At 40.0% G+C, this 19,389-nt stretch carries 21 protein-coding genes, 1 other RNA gene and 1 pseudogene; 17 read left to right on the plus strand and 6 right to left on the minus strand.

Annotation, left to right across the window (positions count from 1 at the left end):
- Window positions 1-95 precede the first annotated feature (95 nt).
- The 5 genes from secG to ssrA all read left to right on the plus strand — a co-directional run bounded on the left by secG (window position 96) and on the right by ssrA (window position 4,583).
- On the plus strand, window positions 96-329 hold the full coding sequence (secG, locus tag AC0KTX_RS09310) for a preprotein translocase subunit SecG (RefSeq protein WP_474251933.1): 234 nt from the start codon (window positions 96-98) through the stop codon (window positions 327-329).
- 133 nt (window positions 330-462) lie between these two features.
- Window positions 463-1,203, plus strand: a complete 741-nt coding sequence (locus AC0KTX_RS09315) for an alpha/beta hydrolase (RefSeq protein ID WP_474251934.1) — start codon at window positions 463-465, stop codon at window positions 1,201-1,203.
- Between the two features lie 18 nt (window positions 1,204-1,221).
- A complete protein-coding gene (gene rnr / locus AC0KTX_RS09320; RefSeq protein WP_474251935.1) occupies window positions 1,222-3,516 on the plus strand; it encodes a ribonuclease R in 2,295 nt (764 codons plus the stop codon).
- A 126-nt stretch (window positions 3,517-3,642) separates the two neighbouring features.
- Window positions 3,643-4,116, plus strand: a complete 474-nt coding sequence (gene smpB / locus AC0KTX_RS09325; RefSeq protein WP_474251936.1) for an SsrA-binding protein SmpB — start codon at window positions 3,643-3,645, stop codon at window positions 4,114-4,116.
- Between the two features lie 114 nt (window positions 4,117-4,230).
- Window positions 4,231-4,583: a transfer-messenger RNA gene (gene ssrA, locus AC0KTX_RS09330) on the plus strand.
- A gap of 505 nt (window positions 4,584-5,088) precedes the next feature.
- Here ssrA and AC0KTX_RS09335 read toward each other — a convergent pair.
- Window positions 5,089-5,637, minus strand: a complete 549-nt coding sequence (locus AC0KTX_RS09335; protein WP_474251937.1) for a hypothetical protein — start codon at window positions 5,635-5,637, stop codon at window positions 5,089-5,091.
- Window positions 5,638-5,972: 335 nt separating this feature from the next.
- Between AC0KTX_RS09335 and AC0KTX_RS09340 the strand changes: the two genes are divergently transcribed.
- Window positions 5,973-6,155: a hypothetical protein gene (locus AC0KTX_RS09340; protein ID WP_474251938.1), complete on the plus strand. Its 183-nt coding sequence runs from the start codon at window positions 5,973-5,975 to the stop codon at window positions 6,153-6,155.
- Between the two features lie 631 nt (window positions 6,156-6,786).
- On the opposite strand, the pseudogene AC0KTX_RS09345 reads toward AC0KTX_RS09340, so the two are convergent.
- A pseudogene (locus AC0KTX_RS09345) lies at window positions 6,787-6,987 on the minus strand (hypothetical protein); the annotation flags it as partial.
- Window positions 6,988-7,051: 64 nt separating this feature from the next.
- On the minus strand, window positions 7,052-7,951 hold the full coding sequence (gene purU / locus AC0KTX_RS09350) for a formyltetrahydrofolate deformylase (RefSeq protein WP_474251939.1): 900 nt from the start codon (window positions 7,949-7,951) through the stop codon (window positions 7,052-7,054).
- A gap of 235 nt (window positions 7,952-8,186) precedes the next feature.
- On the opposite strand from purU, the gene AC0KTX_RS09355 reads away from it, so the two are divergent.
- The 5 genes from AC0KTX_RS09355 (at window position 8,187) to AC0KTX_RS09375 (ending at window position 13,503) form a co-directional block, all read left to right on the plus strand.
- Window positions 8,187-8,498, plus strand: coding sequence for a MerR family transcriptional regulator (locus AC0KTX_RS09355; protein ID WP_474251940.1), 312 nt, complete (start codon window positions 8,187-8,189; stop codon window positions 8,496-8,498).
- A gap of 221 nt (window positions 8,499-8,719) precedes the next feature.
- Window positions 8,720-10,096, plus strand: a complete 1,377-nt coding sequence (gene fumC, locus AC0KTX_RS09360; RefSeq protein ID WP_474251959.1) for a class II fumarate hydratase — start codon at window positions 8,720-8,722, stop codon at window positions 10,094-10,096.
- Between the two features lie 92 nt (window positions 10,097-10,188).
- The gene (locus AC0KTX_RS09365) at window positions 10,189-11,121 is read left to right on the plus strand and encodes a bile acid:sodium symporter family protein (protein ID WP_474251941.1); all 933 of its coding nucleotides are present in this window, start codon (window positions 10,189-10,191) and stop codon (window positions 11,119-11,121) included.
- 222 nt (window positions 11,122-11,343) lie between these two features.
- Complete coding sequence (locus AC0KTX_RS09370) at window positions 11,344-12,099, plus strand: FixH family protein (protein ID WP_474251942.1); 756 nt, start codon at window positions 11,344-11,346, stop codon at window positions 12,097-12,099.
- A 72-nt stretch (window positions 12,100-12,171) separates the two neighbouring features.
- Entirely contained in the window at window positions 12,172-13,503 is a 1,332-nt protein-coding gene (locus tag AC0KTX_RS09375; RefSeq protein WP_474251943.1) for a TrkH family potassium uptake protein, read from the plus strand.
- 196 nt (window positions 13,504-13,699) lie between these two features.
- Here the strand turns inward: AC0KTX_RS09375 and AC0KTX_RS09380 are convergent, their stop codons facing one another.
- A complete protein-coding gene (locus tag AC0KTX_RS09380) occupies window positions 13,700-13,915 on the minus strand; it encodes a hypothetical protein (RefSeq protein WP_474251944.1) in 216 nt (71 codons plus the stop codon).
- Window positions 13,916-14,246: 331 nt separating this feature from the next.
- Here AC0KTX_RS09380 and AC0KTX_RS09385 point away from each other — a divergent pair, with 331 nt between their 5' ends.
- The 5 genes from AC0KTX_RS09385 (at window position 14,247) to AC0KTX_RS09405 (ending at window position 16,122) form a co-directional block, all read left to right on the plus strand.
- Window positions 14,247-14,576 carry an iron chelate uptake ABC transporter family permease subunit gene (locus AC0KTX_RS09385; RefSeq protein ID WP_474251960.1) on the plus strand — a complete coding sequence of 110 codons (330 nt, stop codon included), beginning with the start codon at window positions 14,247-14,249 and terminating at the stop codon, window positions 14,574-14,576.
- A 95-nt stretch (window positions 14,577-14,671) separates the two neighbouring features.
- Window positions 14,672-14,869, plus strand: coding sequence for a hypothetical protein (locus AC0KTX_RS09390; protein WP_474251961.1), 198 nt, complete (start codon window positions 14,672-14,674; stop codon window positions 14,867-14,869).
- On the plus strand, window positions 14,856-14,957 hold the full coding sequence (locus AC0KTX_RS09395) for a hypothetical protein (protein ID WP_474251945.1): 102 nt from the start codon (window positions 14,856-14,858) through the stop codon (window positions 14,955-14,957). The genes AC0KTX_RS09390 and AC0KTX_RS09395 overlap by 14 nt, the downstream gene beginning before the upstream one ends.
- 138 nt (window positions 14,958-15,095) lie before the next feature.
- Window positions 15,096-15,848 carry an IucA/IucC family C-terminal-domain containing protein gene (locus tag AC0KTX_RS09400; RefSeq protein ID WP_474251946.1) on the plus strand — a complete coding sequence of 251 codons (753 nt, stop codon included), beginning with the start codon at window positions 15,096-15,098 and terminating at the stop codon, window positions 15,846-15,848.
- Between the two features lie 25 nt (window positions 15,849-15,873).
- Window positions 15,874-16,122, plus strand: a complete 249-nt coding sequence (locus tag AC0KTX_RS09405; protein WP_474251947.1) for a YusU family protein — start codon at window positions 15,874-15,876, stop codon at window positions 16,120-16,122.
- Window positions 16,123-16,157: 35 nt separating this feature from the next.
- Here AC0KTX_RS09405 and AC0KTX_RS09410 read toward each other — a convergent pair whose 3' ends face one another.
- Together AC0KTX_RS09410 and AC0KTX_RS09415 are read right to left on the minus strand one after the other, a co-directional pair.
- Window positions 16,158-16,505, minus strand: coding sequence for a spore coat protein (locus tag AC0KTX_RS09410; protein ID WP_474251948.1), 348 nt, complete (start codon window positions 16,503-16,505; stop codon window positions 16,158-16,160).
- A gap of 12 nt (window positions 16,506-16,517) precedes the next feature.
- Window positions 16,518-16,775, minus strand: coding sequence for a hypothetical protein (locus AC0KTX_RS09415; RefSeq protein ID WP_474251962.1), 258 nt, complete (start codon window positions 16,773-16,775; stop codon window positions 16,518-16,520).
- Window positions 16,776-16,959: 184 nt separating this feature from the next.
- Here AC0KTX_RS09415 and AC0KTX_RS09420 point away from each other — a divergent pair, with 184 nt between their 5' ends.
- Window positions 16,960-19,347: a 3-hydroxyacyl-CoA dehydrogenase/enoyl-CoA hydratase family protein gene (locus tag AC0KTX_RS09420; protein ID WP_474251963.1), complete on the plus strand. Its 2,388-nt coding sequence runs from the start codon at window positions 16,960-16,962 to the stop codon at window positions 19,345-19,347.
- The last annotated feature ends 42 nt before the right edge of the window (window positions 19,348-19,389 follow it).

Genomic DNA, 19,389 nt, shown 5'->3' on the forward strand with positions numbered 1-19,389 from the left:
TTTGCTGAATTTTTTAGTTGTCTCTTACCAATCGTGACAGCGGATAATTTTTATGGTACATTAAAAACAACGGACGGAACGTGGAGGTGTGATGATTGCATATTTTTCTTACTGTGCTGCTTATTATCGTTTCTCTGGCTCTCATTGCAGTCGTGTTGTTGCAGTCAGGGAAAAGCGCAGGTCTTTCCGGGGCTATTTCCGGCGGAGCCGAACAGCTTTTCGGAAAACAGAAGGCCCGCGGATTGGATCTAATTTTGCATCGCATTACTATTGTCCTCGCTGTTTTATTTTTTGTTTTAACGATTTTAGTTTCATTATTTGGATTGTAAGGCAAAAGAAGGTCTGGTTGTCATCAGGCCTTTTTTATATGGTTTTCCCGGCCATTTCAGCAATTTTGGATCTTAATCGTAGACATGATAAAATGAAGGGCAAAAGATCATCTAAAGAGAGGAAGTATCAGCTATGAAAATTGTGGCTCCAACACCGTTTACATTTGAAGGAGGCGGCAGAGCCGTTTTATTGCTTCACGGCTTTACGGGAAATACGGCAGACGTTCGCATGCTCGGGCGTTTTTTGCAAAAAAAAGGCTATACGTGCCATGCTCCGCAATACAAAGGCCACGGGGTTCCCCCTGAGGAATTGGTTCACACAGGCCCTGATGATTGGTGGCAAGATGTCGTGAACGGTTACCATCATTTGAAAAGTTTGGGTTTTGAGAAAATCGCTGTAGCGGGTTTGTCTCTTGGAGGGGTATTTTCTTTAAAACTCGGTTACACTGTTCCTGTATTGGGAATTATTCCAATGTGCGCCCCGATGTATATCAAAAGTGAAGAAACGATGTATGAAGGTGTTTTAAATTATGCTCGGAAATATAAACAATTGGAAGGAAAATCAAAAGAACAAATTGAACAAGAAATGGAGCAATTTAAAAAGACGCCGATGAAGACGTTAAAAGGCTTGCAAAACTTAATACAAGATGTACGCAAACATATTGATATGATTTATGCCCCGACGTTTGTCATCCAAGCGCGCCATGATGAAATGATTAATCCGGAAAGTGCAAATATTATTTATAACGAGGTGGAATCCAACGTCAAAAAACTAAAATGGTATGAAGATTCCACCCACGTTATCACGCTTGACAAGCAAAAAGACGAACTGCACCAGGACATATACGAGTTTTTAGAAAGTCTTGATTGGTAAGGAAAGGAGGTTTTGCTTATGGCGGAACCTAATTTGGAATTAGTTGATAAGCTTCTTGCTTTTATGAGGGAGGAAGCCTATAAACCGCTGACTGTCCAAGAATTAGAAGAAGAATTTCAATTAAAGGACGCAGAAGAGTTTAAAGAGCTAATGATTACGTTGAATGAAATGGAAGAAAAAGGATTGATTGTTCGGACGCGCGCTAACCGATATGGGGTACCGGAAAAAATGAATTTAATCCGCGGGACGGTGGTCGGTCATGCTCGTGGATTTGCTTTTGTGGAGCCTGATGAGCATGGGTTTGATGACGTGTTTATCCCGCCCGGTGAACTTCATCATGCCATGCACGGTGACAAAGTGCTTGTCCGTTTAAGTCCAAAAACAAGCGGAGCGAGGCAAGAAGGTACCATTATCCGTATTTTGGAAAGAGGCGTAAAGGAAATTGTCGGCACCTTTACGGAAAGCAAAAATTTCGGGTTTGTCATTCCCGATGATAAAAAGATTGCCAACGACATTTTTATTCCGAAAAATGCCGCAAACGGTGCAGTGGAAGGACATAAAGTTGTCATCAGATTAACTTCTTATCCGGAAGAGCGTATGAGTGCCGAAGGGGAAGTAGTGAAAATTTTAGGGCATAAAAACGACCCAGGTGTCGATATTTTATCGGTGATTCATAAACATCATCTCCCTTTAAGCTTTCCGGATGATGTCATCGCACAAGCAAATGAAACCCCTGATGCGATTTCTGAGGAAGAAATTAAAAATCGCAGGGATTTGCGCGACGAATTGATCATCACAATTGATGGAGCGGATGCGAAAGATTTGGATGATGCCGTAACGGTTACAAAGCTTGATAACGGACACTATAAGCTGGGAGTGCATATTGCCGATGTCAGCTATTATGTTAAAGAGGGAACGCCCATTGACCGAGAAGCGTTTGAACGCGGAACAAGCGTTTATTTGGTAGATCGGGTGATTCCAATGATTCCGCACCGATTGTCAAACGGAATCTGCTCGTTAAATCCAAAAGTCGATCGATTGACTTTGTCTTGTGAAATGATTGTGGACGAATATGGAAAAGTTATTGAACATGACATTTTCCAAAGTGTTATTCGCACGACGGAGCGGATGACATACTCCGATGTAAATAAGATTTTAGTCGATAAGGATGAACAACTGAGAGCAAAATATAAGCACATCGTCCCAATGCTGACGGTTATGGAAGAGCTTTCCTCCATTTTAAGGAAAAAGCGGATGAGACGCGGCGCGATTGATTTTGATTTCAAGGAAGCCAAAATCCTTGTGGACGATGAAGGGAAACCGTATGATGTCGTCATTCGCGAACGCTCGACAGCCGAGCGGTTGATTGAAGAATTTATGCTGCTTGCCAATGAAACGGTAGCAGAGCATTTTTACTGGATGAATGTACCGTTCATCTACCGTGTCCATGAAAATCCGAATGAAGAAAAGCTGAGACGGTTTTTAGAGTTTATTACAAATTTTGGATATGTTGTAAAGGGGACAGGCAATCATGTCCATCCCCGCGCTTTGCAGAAAATTATTGAGGAAGTACAAGGAAAACCGGAAGAAATGGTGATTTCGACTGTCATGCTGCGCTCGATGAAGCAGGCAAAATACAATCCTGAAAGCATCGGCCATTTCGGTTTATCAACTGAATTTTACACTCACTTTACTTCGCCGATCCGCCGTTATCCCGATTTGATTGTCCACCGGCTGATTCGCACCTATTTGCTGGAAGGGAAAATAGATGAAAAAACCCGGGCGAAATGGGCGGCTGTATTGCCCGATATCGCTGAACATTCATCTAAAATGGAACGCCGTGCGGTTGATGCGGAACGGGAAACAGATGATTTGAAAAAGGCAGAATTTATGATTGATAAAATCGGGGAGGAATTTGACGGGATCATCAGCTCCGTCACAAATTTCGGAATGTTTGTGGAACTCCCCAATACAATTGAAGGACTGGTTCATGTCAGCTATATGACAGATGATTATTATCGATTTGATGAACGGCATTATGCAATGATCGGGGAAAGAACCGGCAACGTATTCAGAATTGGCGATGAAATAACCGTCCGTGTCGTCCAAGTAAATAAGGATGAGCGGTCAATTGATTTTGAAATCGTTGGCATGAGAAAAAAACGGAAAAAATCGCCTCGATTGGAAAAGCCAAAATTGATTAAAGGTGAATGGCACGATGGAGAAGAATGGTCAACGAAACCGCCGAAAACGAAAAAGAAAAAGTCTTATCAAAATGTGCCGAAAAAGAAGCGGAAAAAGAAAAAACGCTAATTTTTACCTTTGAACGGCCTCTCCCTGGAAAACGGCAGGGCAGGAGAGGCTAGTTTCCAATTGAGCAGGAGGCCATCATTTGCTATAATATCTTTTACCCCTAATTTTCACGAAAGGGTGGATGCAATGCCGAAGGGAGAAGGGAAACTGATTGCGCAAAACAAAAAAGCGCATCACGATTATTTTATTGAAGAAACGTATGAAGCAGGAATCGTTCTTCAAGGAACCGAAATCAAATCGATCCGCGCCGGACGCGCTAATTTAAGAGATGCGTTTGCAAGAGTGGAAAAAGGGGAAGTTTTCCTTCACAATATGCACATCAGTCCGTATGAACAAGGAAACCGTTATAACCATGAACCGTTGCGGACAAGAAAGCTGCTTCTCCACCGCAAGGAAATTCAAAAACTAATCGGTGCGACAAAAGAACAGGGGTATTCGCTTGTCCCGCTGAAGCTTTATATAAAAGATGGATTTGCCAAAGTGCTCATCGGACTTGGAAAAGGGAAAAAGAAATATGATAAGCGCGAAGATTTAAAACGAAAAGAAGCGAAACGGGAAATTGAACGGGCATTTCATCAAAAGCAAAAAGGGATGTATTAAATCTTTACAGCAAATGACAATTGAAAATGCAATCGTATTTGTTTATAATAAGAAATGTCCTTTACTGCCAGTTGATACGTTTTGTTCAAGCTTATGCTCGACTGCTTCCTAAACGGGGACGTTTCGGATTCGACAGGGATAGATCGAGCTTAAGCTGCGAGCCGGAGGGATCGTCTCCGTCATCAACGTCGCCTAAATATAACTGGCAAACAAAACAACTACGCTTTAGCTGCTTAATGCTAAAGGCTCCTTGCTTTCATCGCCCATGTGGAAGCAAAGGGGTTCAACTTCAGTGGGCTACGCCTGATTCTGCCGTCTGAGGATGAAGGAAGAGACGAATCAGACTAGCTGTCCGGATGCCTGCCGGCAGGCTATGGAACAGCGAATGCGAAATATGCCGGATACGCTCGTAGATGCTTAAGTGGCGATATCTCTGGACGTGGGTTCGACTCCCACCGTCTCCATTTGTTAAATCAAAATGTAGTGTGACATAAAGCATAAAATTTCCGTTTGGAAATTTTATGCTTTATTTTATTTTACGAAAATGAATATAAAAGAATTAGGCGTGTGTTCGATACACACGCTGTTTCCAACATTATTTATAAAAATGTACATAAGGAACCTTTAAAGACGGTTCAAGCGGTAAAAAATTCATGATTTACAAAGGGGGAAGATAGATCAAACTTGATTTGCCATTGAATTCAGTCTATTGAGTAAAGGTACATTAGAAAACATTTCAATGATTTTGTTTGTTTTTTGAAAATCGTTTTTCAGGTGATTCAAGCTCAAGCCACGTATGTATTAACTTCTAGTAAACGGATTTTTTTGAGGGTTGCATTATAAAGAAGAGTAAATGGAATAATAATCCAGATCTTTTAAAGATGTTCTAGTTCAAAAAGTGAACGGAGAATATCTTTACAAATATAGATTTTTCAGGAAAATTAAATGCCCCTTTTAATTTCAATTAAACCTTCATTTTAATGGTATGGATATTTCTCTATAGTCGTCAAAAATATTTTTATCCATGTAGTCAAAAGCATAATGGATAATTAATTTTTCAGATGAAACCCATTCTAATTTATATGCACCATCCGAAAATGGTTTGTATCCATCGTCGGTTCTGATGTCTGTTAAAAAGATCATATATAATCCTGAATTAGATACTTTGTAAAGTTGGCCAATACCTCTTTCAATCACAACAAATTTTTCTTCATTATCTGGAGAAGAAAAACTCGTATATTCTACGCCTGTCAATACATCAGGTAAAATATTCATGAAAATGAAAAATGTCCCTATTCCAATAATGATTCCTTTTATTCCTTTATCTTTTAACAAATAAACTGATGAAATTATAATTACAATAATTAAAAAAATCGTTAAAGCCTTCTGGCTGATTCCGCTAGGAGGAGTTCCTATTTGTACGTAAATGCCTTTTATATTTAAAAACACTAATAGAAGCAGAAGAAAAATACTACTACTAAGAACAATTATAGCAATATTGTTTCTTTTGATCGTTTCCAATTTTATACCCTCTTCGTTTTCAGAAAATTTCTGCTATACACCTAAAATTTTATGTGTATAGCAACATTTTCATTGCTTTTCCGATACTTTAAACTATTCAAATAAATAAATCAATATATAAAGGAAAAGCAAAATAGAAATTACTGTTTATGACATTGTTTTAATCCCTTTAATTTCAGACATTGTTGAAATGTTTAAACAAATCGGATTACCAAAGAAGTACTCTTCTTTAAATATCTATCGGTATTGGTTTCCTTATAGGAGCCATTTTTATGAATCCTGAAAATAATGAAATTATTGTCGCAGTTGCAAAGGAAGCTCTCAGAGGAGAATAAATGGGTGTGGAAGTTCCATACTATGAAGAAGATGGGGAAACAATCGCTAGAGCATTTTCCGATAAGATTTTAGATTTGGTAAGTGAAGAATCTATTAATAATAAGTCTCCCAACTCATTATTATTTGGAGATTTTTTTATTCGTAAGCTGTATTCAATTCCATCTCATTCGTTTCAAAATTAAAATCAATAATGTTGGTGTAATAGGAAAATTCTATATTGATTTGAAGTTGATTATCATCTTTCCAATTGAATGTAAAGTCTTGTTTACTCTGGAAAGTTGGGATTCATACGCTGTTTCGATTATTTGTTCTTTTACGACTTCTCCATCCTTTTTAAAATAAAACTTAATTTCATCTGATGAAAAAGTCCTTCTCCTAATTGTACAATTTCGACTCGATTCTTTTGATTTGGTGATGATTCTTCTTGAAAGGAAATTTCATCAGAAAAGTAATGATCAATAGTGGAAAAAATTTTATTTGGAATGTACTCTCCGAAAAAATAGATAAACCCGACGACCAATATTAGAATAATAGGGACAATTATGATATATCCTTTTTCGATTCTTATTTCTTGTCATTTTTATCACCACATTTATAACATATTATGAATGAAGTTAAACCTAATTCTTTTCGTATTGAATTTGTGGTACCATCAAGAATTTTGTGTAATGTAAGATAGATAGGGTATCACTGAAATGGATTGGGAATGGATAGGGGACTGGTTTCTTCCGCACAAGGGCAGTTCATTCCTTGATAAGCCTCTATCGGATTTGTGTCTTCCGAAAACCGTTCCGGGAAAGAGAATAAAACGTTTTATACATAGCTTTCTCCCTCCTTCGCTGGAGCCGCCGTAAACGGTGACCGGTGGCGTTTTACATAGGCATTGTTCTGTAGATGAAAGAAGACGGCTTCGGCTACCCGTTGGCCGTCTTCGTACACATATACACCGTGTTCGTCATAGCGGAGTTCAATCAATTGCCCGATGAAACGGGGTGTCAATTCATGCAGCTGTTTGGTTTTTTATTTTGAATGCTGCGCACGAAAAGAGCCGGACATAATCTTTCCAGCCCAGCTCTCTTTAAAAGACAATCGTTTTGTTTCCGTGAACAATGATGCGGTCTTCTAAATGCAGCTGTACAGCTCGGGCAAGCACGTCGCGTTCGATCGTTCTGCCCACCCGTTTTAAATCTTCTACATTATAGCGGTGATTGACTTCTTTTACTCCTTGCTCAATAATCGGGCCTTCATCCAGATCTTCCGTCACATAGTGGGAGGTGGCGCCGATAATTTTAACACCGCGCTCATATGCCCGCTCATACGGTCTTGCACCGACAAATGCCGGCAAAAAAGAATGGTGAATGTTGATAATGCGATGGCGGTAATGGCGAATGAATTCCGGTGATAAAATTTGCATATAACGAGCAAGAACAACGAAATCAATATTATATTTCTTCAACAGTTCAAGCTGTTGATTTTCCGCTTCCGGCTTATTGTCTTTATTGACTGGTATGTAATAATACGGAATTCCAAGTGATTCCACTGGTTCACGCAAATCGGGATGGTTGCTGATGACCAAAGGGATTTCACAGAAGAAATCGCCTGATTTGTAACGCCAAAGAAGATCAAGAAGACAATGGTCTTGCTTTGAGACGAAAATGGCCATCCGTTTTAATTGGTTCATATACGATATTTGCCATTTGATCTCCAATTCGTTTGCTGCTTTTTGCAGATCTTCTTCCAATTGTTTTCTTTTTTTCTCCATTTTCAGCAATTCAAATTCAATCCGCATAAAAAAAGTTCCACCTGACGGATCTGTCGAGTACTGATCCGACTGAACGATATTGGCGCCCTGATCGAAAAGAACTTTTGAGATCTTTGCCACTATACCGGGCTGGTCATTGCAAGTAATAAGCAGGCGCGCTCGGTCTTTATATTGGGTTAAAAATGATTCGAGATTTGTTTGTTTCGTTTGCAGCATAACCCTTTCCTCCAACAACAAATATAATCTCTACAAAGAATACTAATTGTAACCGTTCTTGTCAAATTGGGAAAGAATTTAAGTTCATCAATGTAAAAAGTTTTGCTTTGTATATAATTGTGTCAGAAAATCTAACAAGATAAATTAATTTTTTTTGAAATTAGTTGTATAATATGAGAAAAGACCTTTTGTGTGAATAAATATAACACATAATGTTATAAAAGGAGGTATAGATATGTCGGATTCATATAAAGATAAGAAAGTGATCACGATTGGAATTGTCAGTGAATTGACGGGGCTGTCGCCGAGAAAAATACGATATTATGAAGAACGAAAATTAATTTTTCCGGAAAGAACGAAACAAGGAACAAGAAAGTATTCCTTTTCTGATATTGAAACATTGATGGAGATTGCAGATAAAATTGAAGACGGTGTTCAAACTTTTGAGATAAGAAAAGAAATGCTGAAACGTGAAAAAGCAAAAACGTTTGACGAAAAGAAAAAAATGATTCAAGGCCAATTAAATGCACATTTCAAAATCCGCTAATCGGCATCGCCAAGTGGCTTTTAAGCCGCTTTTTTTATTTTCCAAAATAAGTTTCCAGCTTTCTGGGGTTTTCAATCAAATATCAAGTTTTTCGAAAATGTTCCCCTGAACATGTTTAAACTAGAAAGAGAGGAAAATTCCTATCAGAAAGAGGAACACCTTTCACAACAAAACGCTGGAAGCGGAACATGAAGTTCGTTAAAGGAGGAAGGAATTTGAAAATGGAATATCGTGTGGAACGGGATACGATGGGTGAAGTAAAAGTGCCGAAAAATCGGTTCTGGGGGGCTCAGACGGAGCGAAGCCGGAACAATTTTAAAATTGGCGAGGAAAAAATGCCGATTCAATTAATTCACGCCTTTGCCCTTTTAAAAAAAGGTGCGGCGATCGTGAATGAGCGGTTAGGAAAGCTGTCAAAAGCGAAAAAAGAAGCGATTGAACTTGTATGTGATGAAATCGCTTCAGGGAAGCTTGATGACCATTTTCCGCTTGTTGTCTGGCAGACGGGCAGCGGCACACAGACGAACATGAACGTCAATGAAGTCATTGCCTTTAAAGGGAATGAAATATTGCGGATGAAAGGCTTGAAAGAAACGATTCATCCAAATGATGATGTGAATATGGGCCAAAGCTCCAACGATACATTTCCGACGGCAATGCACATTGCCGGTGTTTTAGAAATTAACAACAGACTGCTGCCTGCCATTGACAAGCTGACAGAAACGCTTGAACGAAAATCAGAAGAGTATCGGGATCTTGTCAAAATCGGTCGAACGCATTTGCAAGATGCGACACCGTTAACATTTGGCCAGGAAATAAGCGGCTGGGTGCATATGCTCAAAAAAAGCAGAAAGATGATTGTGGATGCGGCGGAAAACATGAGAAATTTGGCGATCGGCGGGACGGCCGTCGGAACAGGAATCAATACGGACCCGAAGTTTGGCAAACTGGTGGCGGATGAAGTGAGCAAAATGGCAAATGAACCATTCCGCTCTTCCGAAAACAAATTTCACGCGCTCACAAGCCATGATGAAATCGTGCATGTGCACGGAGCATTAAAAGCTTTGGCAGCGGATCTTATGAAAATCGCCAATGACGTGAGATGGCTGGCAAGCGGCCCGAGATGCGGGATCGGCGAAATAACGATCCCAGCCAACGAGCCGGGAAGTTCCATTATGCCTGGCAAAGTCAATCCGACGCAAAGTGAAGCAGTGACAATGGTGGCCGTTCAAGTGATGGGAAATGATGCGGCGATAGGCTTTGCGGCAAGCCAGGGCAATTTTGAGTTGAATGTATTTAAACCTGTTATCGTTTATAACTTTTTGCAATCGGTGCGTCTTTTATCTGATGCTATACTCTCATTTCATGACCGCTGCGCCGCCGACATAAAAGCAAATAAAGAAGTGATGAAAAAGTATGTAAATGAATCTTTAATGCTTGTCACGGCATTAAATCCGCATATCGGCTATGAAAATGCGGCGAAAATTGCCAAGCTTGCCTATGAACAAGGATTGACCTTAAAAGATGCGGCTGTAAAGTTGAACCTGTTATCGGCTGAAGAGTTTGACCGTATTGTCAAACCCGAAAACATGGTGTAATAGATAAAAAGGCGTTCATATAATATTGAATTTTTCGACATCCGTAGTATAATCATCTTTATTCCTAATCAATAAAAATGAAGAGGTGAAATATGAACGCATTAGAAAAAATCAGCAAATTTTCGGGGGATTCTTTTTCGGTTTGGGTCATTCTTTTTGCCCTCTTAGGATTTCTTTTTCCTGAAGGCTTTACTTGGATTGGGAATTATATTTCGATCTTATTAGGCATCGTAATGTTTGGAATGGGAATGACTCTTTCCTTAAACGACTTTGCAGAAGTTTTCAAACATCCTGTTAAGGTGCTGATCGGTGTAGCGGCGCAGTTTGTCATTATGCCTTCGTTAGCTTTTCTGTTGGCAACTGTTCTGAATTTGCCAAAAGAGGTGGCGGCAGGTGTTATTTTAGTCGGCTGCTGTCCGGGGGGTACCGCCTCTAATGTCATGACCTATTTGGCAAAAGGGAATACTGCTCTGTCTGTTGCCATCACATCGTGCACGACATTGCTCGCACCATTTTTGACGCCTGCTTTGACCCTTTTGCTGGCAAGCAAATGGTTACCTGTTTCAGCAGGCAGCTTGTTTATGTCAATTGTGAAAATTGTTTTGATTCCGATCGTATTAGGAATAATTGTCAAATTGATTTTTAAAACAGGAGTTGAAAAAAGCATCATTAAGGTGTTCCCGCTTGTATCGGTGATTGCGATTGTGGCGATCGTTGCAGCGGTCATTTCTTCAAGCAAAGATCAATTGCTCCATTCTGGCTTGCTGATTTTTATCGTTGTCATTTTGCATAACGGTTTAGGTCTAGCGTTAGGCTTCTTCGTAGCAAAGGTGCTAAAACTGGACTATGCGGATCAAAAAGCGATTTCGATTGAAGTGGGGATGCAAAATTCCGGTTTGGGCGCTGCTCTTGCTGCTGCCCATTTCTCGCCGCTTGCTGCGGTTCCAAGCGCTATTTTCAGCGTTTGGCACAATTTATCTGGATCGCTTCTTGCCAACTATTGGGCAAGAAAAGCAAACAAGTAAGGATTCTCCTGAAGGAAACGATAGGTTAAGTCGGCCGATGCTCTTAACTGGCATCGGCTTGTTTATGATGAAGAATTCATGAAACATTCACAATTTTACCCACTAAGAAGTTGAAACCGGTTTGTTTTAAATTTATCCTTTTTTGTAAAGGATGGATGAAGAGGCGCTTCATTTTGTCTTCTTCCGGCTTTTTTATATGATATATAGAAAGGAGCATTGGTTTTGAAAAAAATCATTATTTTTCTAATGATGGTCTTCGTTCTTGTGGCATGCGGCCAAGCGGATTCAAACAATGGACAAGGTGAAGAAAAACAAGAGGTTTATCCGTTGAAAGTCGATTTGCAAGTTCCCGAAAAGGCCAATGTCCATGAAAAGGTGGCGCTCACCGCTGAAGTGACCTATGGCGGAAAAGCGGTCAAGGACGCAGATGAAGTGATGTTTGAAATCTGGAAAGATGGAACCAAAGATGAAAGCAAAATGATTGAAGCAAAGCACTCCAAAGACGGCCAATACACCATTGAATACACTTTTGATCAAGATGGCGTTTTCTTCGTTCAATCCCATGTGACCGCGAAAGATCAGCATAATATGCCGAAAAAACAAATTGTTGTCGGCCAATCGGAAGGTGCCGAATCTTCCGAAAATGTCAAGGAAGAACATGAACACGGACATCATTCCCACTCATCCGTCAGCGTTCAACTCGATAAGTCGAAAAAAATAAAAGTGAACGAGGAGGCTGTTCTGAAAGTGAAGATTCAAAAAGAGAACACCCCTCTATCGAAAGCAAACGTCCGTTTTGAGATTTGGAAAGACGGTTCGGAAAAACATGATTGGGTTGATGCAGCAGAAGAGAGCAGCGGGGTTTATCAAGCGAAACATCAATTTTCCGAGCCCGGAACATTCCAAATACAAGTTCATATCACAAACGATGAAGGTCTCCATGAACATTTGAAAGACACTTTAACGGTTCAGGAATAAAAAGCCGGTTTTTTCCGGCTTTTTTGGAATTTCAAGGAGCATTGCGTTTGTCAGGAAAAGGGTGAATCGGGAATGAACCATGATAAAAGCGGAAAGTGGATACATTTGAATCCTTCTCAATTGCTAGTATTGATTTTTTTGTTTGCCATTATTCTTGGCACCATTTTATTAAAATTGCCGATTGCAACGACGAGACCAATCAGCTGGATTGATGCATTATTTATCGCGACGAGCGCCATGACCGTGACAGGACTTGCAACGGTTGACCCCGGTACCACTTTTACAACATTTGGCCAGTTCATCATTGCTTTTCTCATTCAAATCGGCGGATTGGGCATCATGTCGTTTGCCGTGCTCATTATTATGGTGCTTGGCAAAAAAATCGGAATGAAAGAGCGCGTTCTAATTCAGCATGCCCTTAATCAAACATCCCTTGGTGGAGTAATAAGGCTTGTAAAATATTTGTTTATTTTTTCGTTTCTGATTGAGGGGATCGCCATGGTGATTTTATCGTTCAAATGGGTGCCTCAGTTTGGCTGGGGAAAAGGCTTGTTTTACAGCTTTTTCCATTCGATTTCAGCTTTTAACAATGCAGGTTTTGCATTGTGGAAGGACAATTTGATGCAATTTGTCGGCGATCCGGTTGTCATTTTGGTCATCTCGTCATTATTTATTTTAGGGGGCATCGGTTTTCCTGTATTAGTTGATATATGGAAGAAAAAGAAGTTTAAAAAATTTTCTCTGCACACAAAATTAATGATTATTGGAACAATTGCAGTTAATGCTGCTGCGATGGTTTTCATTTTTTTGATTGAATTTGATAACACGAAAACGTTAGCCAGCTTGACATGGGGAGAAAAAATATTGGCTTCTTATTTTCAGGCGGTAAGTCCACGTACAGCCGGCTTTAATTCAATTGATATTGGAGCAATGGAGGAGCCCTCATTGTTTTTAATTGTTCTTCTCATGTTTATCGGTGCAGGCAGCGCCTCAACGGGCGGGGGAATTAAATTATCAACAGCGATCGTCATTATTCTTTCTGTTATTGCCTTTTTAAGGGGAAGAACAGAAATGAATGTGTTGAAACGCTCGATTGGCATCGAAACTGTCATTAAAGCTTTAGCGATATCGATGTCCAGCATCGTCTTCATCATAACAGCCGTTTTTTTATTAAATCTTACCGAACGCCAACCATTTTTAAACATTTTATTTGAGGTTGTTTCAGCCTTTGGAACAACCGGTTTGTCAACGGGGATTACTGGTTCATTAACCGTTTTAGGAAAGATGGTTATTATTTTTATGATGTTTTTAGGAAAAGTCGGCCCGTTGACGCTGCTGTTTACTTTAGCTACAAAAGAACAACAGAAAATCCGCTATCCGAGCGAAGACGTATTAACAGGCTGAACATCCTGCGACAAAAAAGAGCTGGCTTGAGAGGAAGATTTCCATTTCCCTAGGCCAGCTCCATTTATAGTAGTGAGGGAGTTAAATCGCAAACTGCCCTCTTTGGCGTGTATTTTATTGTGCCAGTGTTTTTTGAAGGTCGTCAAGCGTTTGATTGGCTGTTAACACACCGCCGGCTGTGTTCCAAATAGCCTCTTCAACCGTTTTTGGCTGCATTCTCACTTTTCCAAAGAGGATCGCTTGTCTTTATTCCCTTGAGGCGCATAGTCGAAGGAAAAGATGATATGTCCATTTCAGGAATTATTTCTTTTCTCACTTCAACCGCAAGCTCTCCTAATGCATTTGCGTTAGTAAATAATTTTTCTTGTTGGGAGGCCAATAAGCCAAGGAAGAATTTTGATTTGTTTTTCATCCCTCTCAAAAAAAGTTGAAAATCATTATCAATTACATAATAATAGAAGTCAGAGAAATTAATTGAAAATGATTTTCATAATCATCATACTTTTGATATAATGGTAGAAGGATTTATGAAGTCTGACGGCAGGGAGAGACTGGATTTGGATTTATCAAATGTCCAAAAACAATCTTCTTTATTTGTCCGTATTGATATTCTTGAAAAGCATGTGTGCCGGCATTGTTTACCGTAACACAGATACGAACTGGGAAACGGCTTGGAATGCTTTTTTTCATTTTAACGGAAGCAATAAATCAAAACGTGCGGTTTCCAAGAGCAGTAATTGCCAGTGTGGTCGGCGCTTGTTGGAGTCTTCATGCAGGAGATTACGAAAAATCCGCCGGCCTTTCCCAGCGTCTTTGGTATAAATGCGGGAGCAGTTTTTTTCCTATTTTGCGTCGCCGGCTTGCATGCGTTTACTTGGTTTTCGGCCATTTCGGTTTATTCATCGGTTCTTTTGGGAAGAGAAGGGTTGACGCTGCTTAAACTGACGCTGGCAGGTGCGGCAATCGCCGCACTTCAAGGTTTTTTAGTTTTAAATGAAGCCGCTTTGGATCAAGTTTTGTATTGGCTGGCAGGATTTGTTCAAGGGAGGAAAATCGAAATCTGTGTTAGTTAAGTTTCCGTATATTTACGTGGACTTTTCCTTTGCGACTTTCTTGCTTCCAAAATAAACGTGTTGATGATGGGGGAAGAAGTGGCCAAAGCTTAGGTTTGAAAAAAAGCGCTGTCAAATTTTTCGCTTTTTGCGCCGTCATATTATTTGCAGGAAGTGCGGTTGCAATTACGGGTCATATAGCCTTCGTAGAAGACGTTGCACCCAATTTTCTAATATGTGGCATGTCGCGATTATCGCTGGATCTTGTCGTTTTGCGCAGTTTTCGGGAAGATTTTGTTGGTGGCGGCAGATAATATTGCGCGATTTGCTGCAATGCCTGAAGAAGTTCCTGTCGGAGTCATGACCGCAATAATCGGAACCCCGATGTGGTTATTTCTTTAAAAGATAAAAAATTTATACACAAGGAAATAGCAAACTGGTGAAAGATGTATTCCAACGGGATTGCAAGTTGATAAAAGATCCGCTTTTCGGGACGCCGGTTTGGAAAAGGACGATATACTAGGAAAGTGGGAGTGGAAAATGGATAAACTGGAAAATAAGGAAATAGAAGAACTTTCAAAATACCGTTTTGCCTTTTCGAAACATCGTTCAGATCTGTCCGTTGAAATGGAAGAACTGCTGGAGGCAGAAACATTGCAGCGTTTTCTTTTTATGGTTCAGGAGAAGCTGAATGGACCGCTGCATGCAGCAGGCTCTTTGTTTATCAAACGGTACGCCTTTTTAGCAGCACTTGTGCTTTATGCGATGACGGTATTTGACAAGGCGCTGAATGCTAATATTTATAATATTTCCCTTGAAATAGATGATAATGATCCGTTTTGGCAGCCGAGATTTTATTTTAAATCGCAAGAAATAAAAAAAGCTCCTGAAGACCGAAAAACGTGGAGGGATCTCATATTAACATCGCTCTTTCAAAACAACATCAGCAAGCTTATTCAAATCATTTCAAAAGAAGCCAAAATATCAAAAGCCACTCTTTGGGAAAACATAGCGGTTTATATATTTTGGATGTATGAAACATTATTAGCGGAATCAAAACATGAAAACATTCACGAAAAAATGAAGGAAGATTTCGTTTACTGTGTTTTGCAAGCAGACGGGAGATTGTTCGGCGAATATCCGAAAAATCCGTTGGCCAAATTTTATGGACCGAAAACGTACTGCAAGCAGGATAACCAATATATAAGAAAACGAAAAACTTGCTGTCTTTTTTACTTAACAAATAAAGAGAGCAGACGATGCAGCACATGTCCAAAGGACGGTCAGTTCTAATTTAAAAAAACAGGAGAGATGTTTTATGGAAAAAAATTTTTTGGATCAGTTTGATGCGCTGGTTGAAAAATATACGGAATTGTTGCTTGGTGAATCGACGCCTGAAAGAAAAGAAAAGGTCAAGATGTGGGCGCTGTACACCTATATTTCCAAATCGATGCCCCCGCTGGCTAAGCATTGGAATGAGCGTTTTCCGGAAGCAAAAGAACAAATGAAGGCCATTGTCTATGAAATCAAACAATTAAATGAGCAGCATAGAGGAAAATCAAAATAAGCTGATCCAGCAGCAAACATCAGGATCAGCTTTTTTTACTGAACGGAATAGTAAGGGGATTGTTGCTGCAGGTAATTGGCAAATTGTTGATAGCTTTGCTGCAATTTTTGATTTTCGCAAGCTTCTATTGAATACCATCCGTTTTTAAACATTAATTCATAAAGCGCTCGTTGGCATTTTTGCGTTTCATCAAAAATCATTTGGATGTCTGCAAACAGAACGTGATGGCTCAGTTCGTTCAATGCGGTGCTGTAGCTGTGGGCGAAATATTTTTCAGTCGCCAAAAAATCGTTGAGAAAATCACGATCATTCATTTGCGGAGTTTTTTGCACCGTGGTTTCCGGATTGCTGATTTTCATGTTGTTTAGCTGTTGGTTTTGCATGATGTTCCTCCCTTATTGCATTTGTTGTGCATTGGCGTTTAAATGTTTTAAAATTTGTTGATAGTGGCGATGGTGCATTTGCCCTGCTTGATCTAGAGCAGCTTGCACTTCAGGAATTTGACATTGCTGCGCATAGAAACGGGCTTTTTTCATAGCAGTTAAATTCCATGACAACATATCCGTTAAATACAGATGGTCTTTTGTTGATATTATTTGCGGCGGTTCATTCATCAATGGCTGATTTTGTTGAACATTTTGCGGTTGATTCATTTGATTCATGGAAATCCTCCTCTATTTCATCGTACAGGTTTAGATTTCCCCGGAAATGGAGGGATATTCCGAAAAAATGGTTAAGGTCATTGAATAAATTTTCTAAATATTTTATACTTTTAGTAGTAATTTTTTTGTAATTAAATGAATGAGTATTCATTCAAATGGTGAAAGGGGATTAGTGATAGTGCGGCAAATAAGGAAGGTGGCAGTTCTCGGATCGGGTGTCATGGGGTCGCAAATTGCAGCGTTTATGGCAAACATTGGAATCCCAGTGTTGCTTCTTGACATGATACCATCGAGCCTGACGGATGAAGAAAAGCAAATGGGTTTGACATTTCAGAACAAAAGGGTGAGAAATCGCTTTGGCGATAAAGCTTTGCAAAGGCTGTTGACCCAAAAACCTGCACCTTTGACTGCAAAGGAAAATATCGCCCGGATTGAGATCGGAAACTTTGAAGACGACTTCAAAAGATTGCCGGAGGCGGATTGGATCATTGAAGCCGTTGTTGAAAAGTTAGAGGTGAAAAAAAGTTTATTGGAAAAAGTTGACCAATATCGAAAACAAGGCTCAATCGTCAGCACAAATACTTCCGGAATTTCCGTCGAGGCAATGGCCGAAGGACGTTCAGAAGATTTTCGGAAACATTTTTTAGGAACACACTTTTTTAATCCTCCCCGCTATTTAAAATTGTTGGAAATCATTCCCGCAAAAGAAACCGATGATCATGTCACTGTTTGGATGAAACAATTTGCCGAAGACATCCTTGGAAAAGGGGTCGTTGAAGCAAAAGATACACCGAATTTTATCGCCAATCGGATCGGCACATACGGGCTGCTTGTTACTGTCCGGGAAATGTTAAAAGGAGGGTATTCTGTAGGGGAAGTTGATTCTGTAACAGGTACGTTGATCGGAAGGCCTAAAAGCGCAACGTTTCGTACTTTAGATGTGGTTGGAATTGATACGTTTATTCATGTTGCCAACAATGTACATGAAAAAGTGGAAGGCCCCGAAAAAGACATTTTTAAGGTACCGGACTGTTTGATGAAAATGCAGCAAAACAGCTGGCTTGGCGCAAAGAGCGGCCAAGGTTTTTATAAAAAAACAAGCAAAGAAATTCTTGAATTGAATTTGAACACGATGGAATATGAGCAAAGAAAAAAGTTAAAAGCCCCCTCTGTTGAAAGGGCGAAGCAGGCAAAAGGCACTACCGCAAAGTTAAAATTGCTCTTGTTTGCCGAAGATCGTGCAGGGGACCTGCTTTGGAACACGATTCTGCCAACGCTTATTTATTCTGCTGAACAGCTTGGAAAAATTGCCGAGACCATCGTTGACATTGATCAAGCAATGAAATGGGGGTTTGGATGGCAGCTCGGCCCTTTTGAAATGTGGGATGCAATCGGCATTAAACAATCAGTCGAAAAGCTTGAGCAAAACGGAGACGGTGTCCCTGATTTGATGAAAGAAATGTTGTCAAATGGAAATGAATCATTTTATAAACACGAAAATGGAACGGTATTTTATTATCATCAAGGGGAATACAAGCCGATCAAGAAAAATCGAAAAATTATTCATTTGGCTTCTTTAAAAGAGGGAGAAAAAAAGGTAATCAAGAAAAACAGCGGTGCAAGCTTGATCGACATTGGCGATGATGTGGCGCTGTTGGAATTTCACTCGAAAAACAATGCCATCGGTTTTGATATTGTCCAAATGATAGATCATGCCATTGATGAGGTTGACAAAAATTATAAAGGGCTTGTCATCGGCAATGAAGGGAGACATTTTTGTGTTGGCGCCAACCTTGCGTATATGCTGATGGAAGCGCAGGATGAGAATTACATGGAAATCGAACTGATGGTAAGAAAGTTTCAGCAGGCGATGATGAAAATAAAATACAGCCCGAAACCGGTTGTCGCAGCACCGTTTAATATGACGCTGGGAGGCGGAGCGGAGGTTTGCTTGCCGGCTGCAGGCATACAAGCGGCGATGGAAACATATATCGGACTTGTGGAAGTCGGAGTAGGGTTGATTCCGGGAGGCGGAGGCAATAAAGAACTTTACATTCATCATCTGGAAAGTCTCCCGGACGGTGTTGATGTCGATTTGCAAAAAATAGCCAATAAAGTATTTGAAACGATTGCAATGGCAAAAGTATCCACTTCAGCAGATGAAGCGCGGAAAATCGGATTTCTTCAAGCAACAGACAATATCAGCGTAAATCATGATCATCTTATATACGATGCAAAACACAAAGTATTGGCTTTGTATGAAAAAGGCTACACACCTCCCGTCCGTAAGAAGGTGAAAGTGGTGGGAGAAACTGGATACGCTGCGTTGCTATTGGGGGCGCGAAATTTGTATTTATCGGGATATGCTTCAGAACATGATTTAAAAATTGCGAAAAAACTTGCTTTTGTGCTTGCAGGCGGGAAAATTCCGTTTGGATCGGAAGTAGATGAACAATATTTATTAGATTTGGAAAGGGAAGCATTTTTAAGTTTAGTGGGCGAACCAAAATCACAGGCGAGAATGCAGCATATGCTGCTAAAAGGAAAACCTCTCCGCAACTGATGATCAATCGCAATGTTCATTCGAAATGCCATTGAATCAAGA

The organism is Aeribacillus sp. JST-2 (assembly GCF_056032925.1).

Excerpts from the sequence above, each read along its gene's own strand:
- AC0KTX_RS09315 (WP_474251934.1), top strand. The coding sequence starts at position 463 with ATGAAAATTGTGGCTCCAACACCGTTTACATTTGAAGGAGGCGGCAGA.
- rnr (WP_474251935.1), top strand. The coding sequence starts at position 1,222 with ATGGCGGAACCTAATTTGGAATTAGTTGATAAGCTTCTTGCTTTTATG.
- smpB (WP_474251936.1), top strand. The coding sequence starts at position 3,643 with ATGCCGAAGGGAGAAGGGAAACTGATTGCGCAAAACAAAAAAGCGCAT.
- AC0KTX_RS09340 (WP_474251938.1), top strand. The coding sequence starts at position 5,973 with ATGGGTGTGGAAGTTCCATACTATGAAGAAGATGGGGAAACAATCGCT.
- purU (WP_474251939.1), bottom strand. The coding sequence starts at position 7,951 with ATGCTGCAAACGAAACAAACAAATCTCGAATCATTTTTAACCCAATAT.
- AC0KTX_RS09355 (WP_474251940.1), top strand. The coding sequence starts at position 8,187 with ATGTCGGATTCATATAAAGATAAGAAAGTGATCACGATTGGAATTGTC.
- fumC (WP_474251959.1), top strand. The coding sequence starts at position 8,720 with ATGGAATATCGTGTGGAACGGGATACGATGGGTGAAGTAAAAGTGCCG.
- AC0KTX_RS09365 (WP_474251941.1), top strand. The coding sequence starts at position 10,189 with ATGAACGCATTAGAAAAAATCAGCAAATTTTCGGGGGATTCTTTTTCG.
- AC0KTX_RS09375 (WP_474251943.1), top strand. The coding sequence starts at position 12,172 with ATGAACCATGATAAAAGCGGAAAGTGGATACATTTGAATCCTTCTCAA.
- AC0KTX_RS09380 (WP_474251944.1), bottom strand. The coding sequence starts at position 13,915 with ATGAAAAACAAATCAAAATTCTTCCTTGGCTTATTGGCCTCCCAACAA.
- AC0KTX_RS09400 (WP_474251946.1), top strand. The coding sequence starts at position 15,096 with ATGGATAAACTGGAAAATAAGGAAATAGAAGAACTTTCAAAATACCGT.
- AC0KTX_RS09405 (WP_474251947.1), top strand. The coding sequence starts at position 15,874 with ATGGAAAAAAATTTTTTGGATCAGTTTGATGCGCTGGTTGAAAAATAT.
- AC0KTX_RS09410 (WP_474251948.1), bottom strand. The coding sequence starts at position 16,505 with ATGCAAAACCAACAGCTAAACAACATGAAAATCAGCAATCCGGAAACC.
- AC0KTX_RS09415 (WP_474251962.1), bottom strand. The coding sequence starts at position 16,775 with ATGAATCAACCGCAAAATGTTCAACAAAATCAGCCATTGATGAATGAA.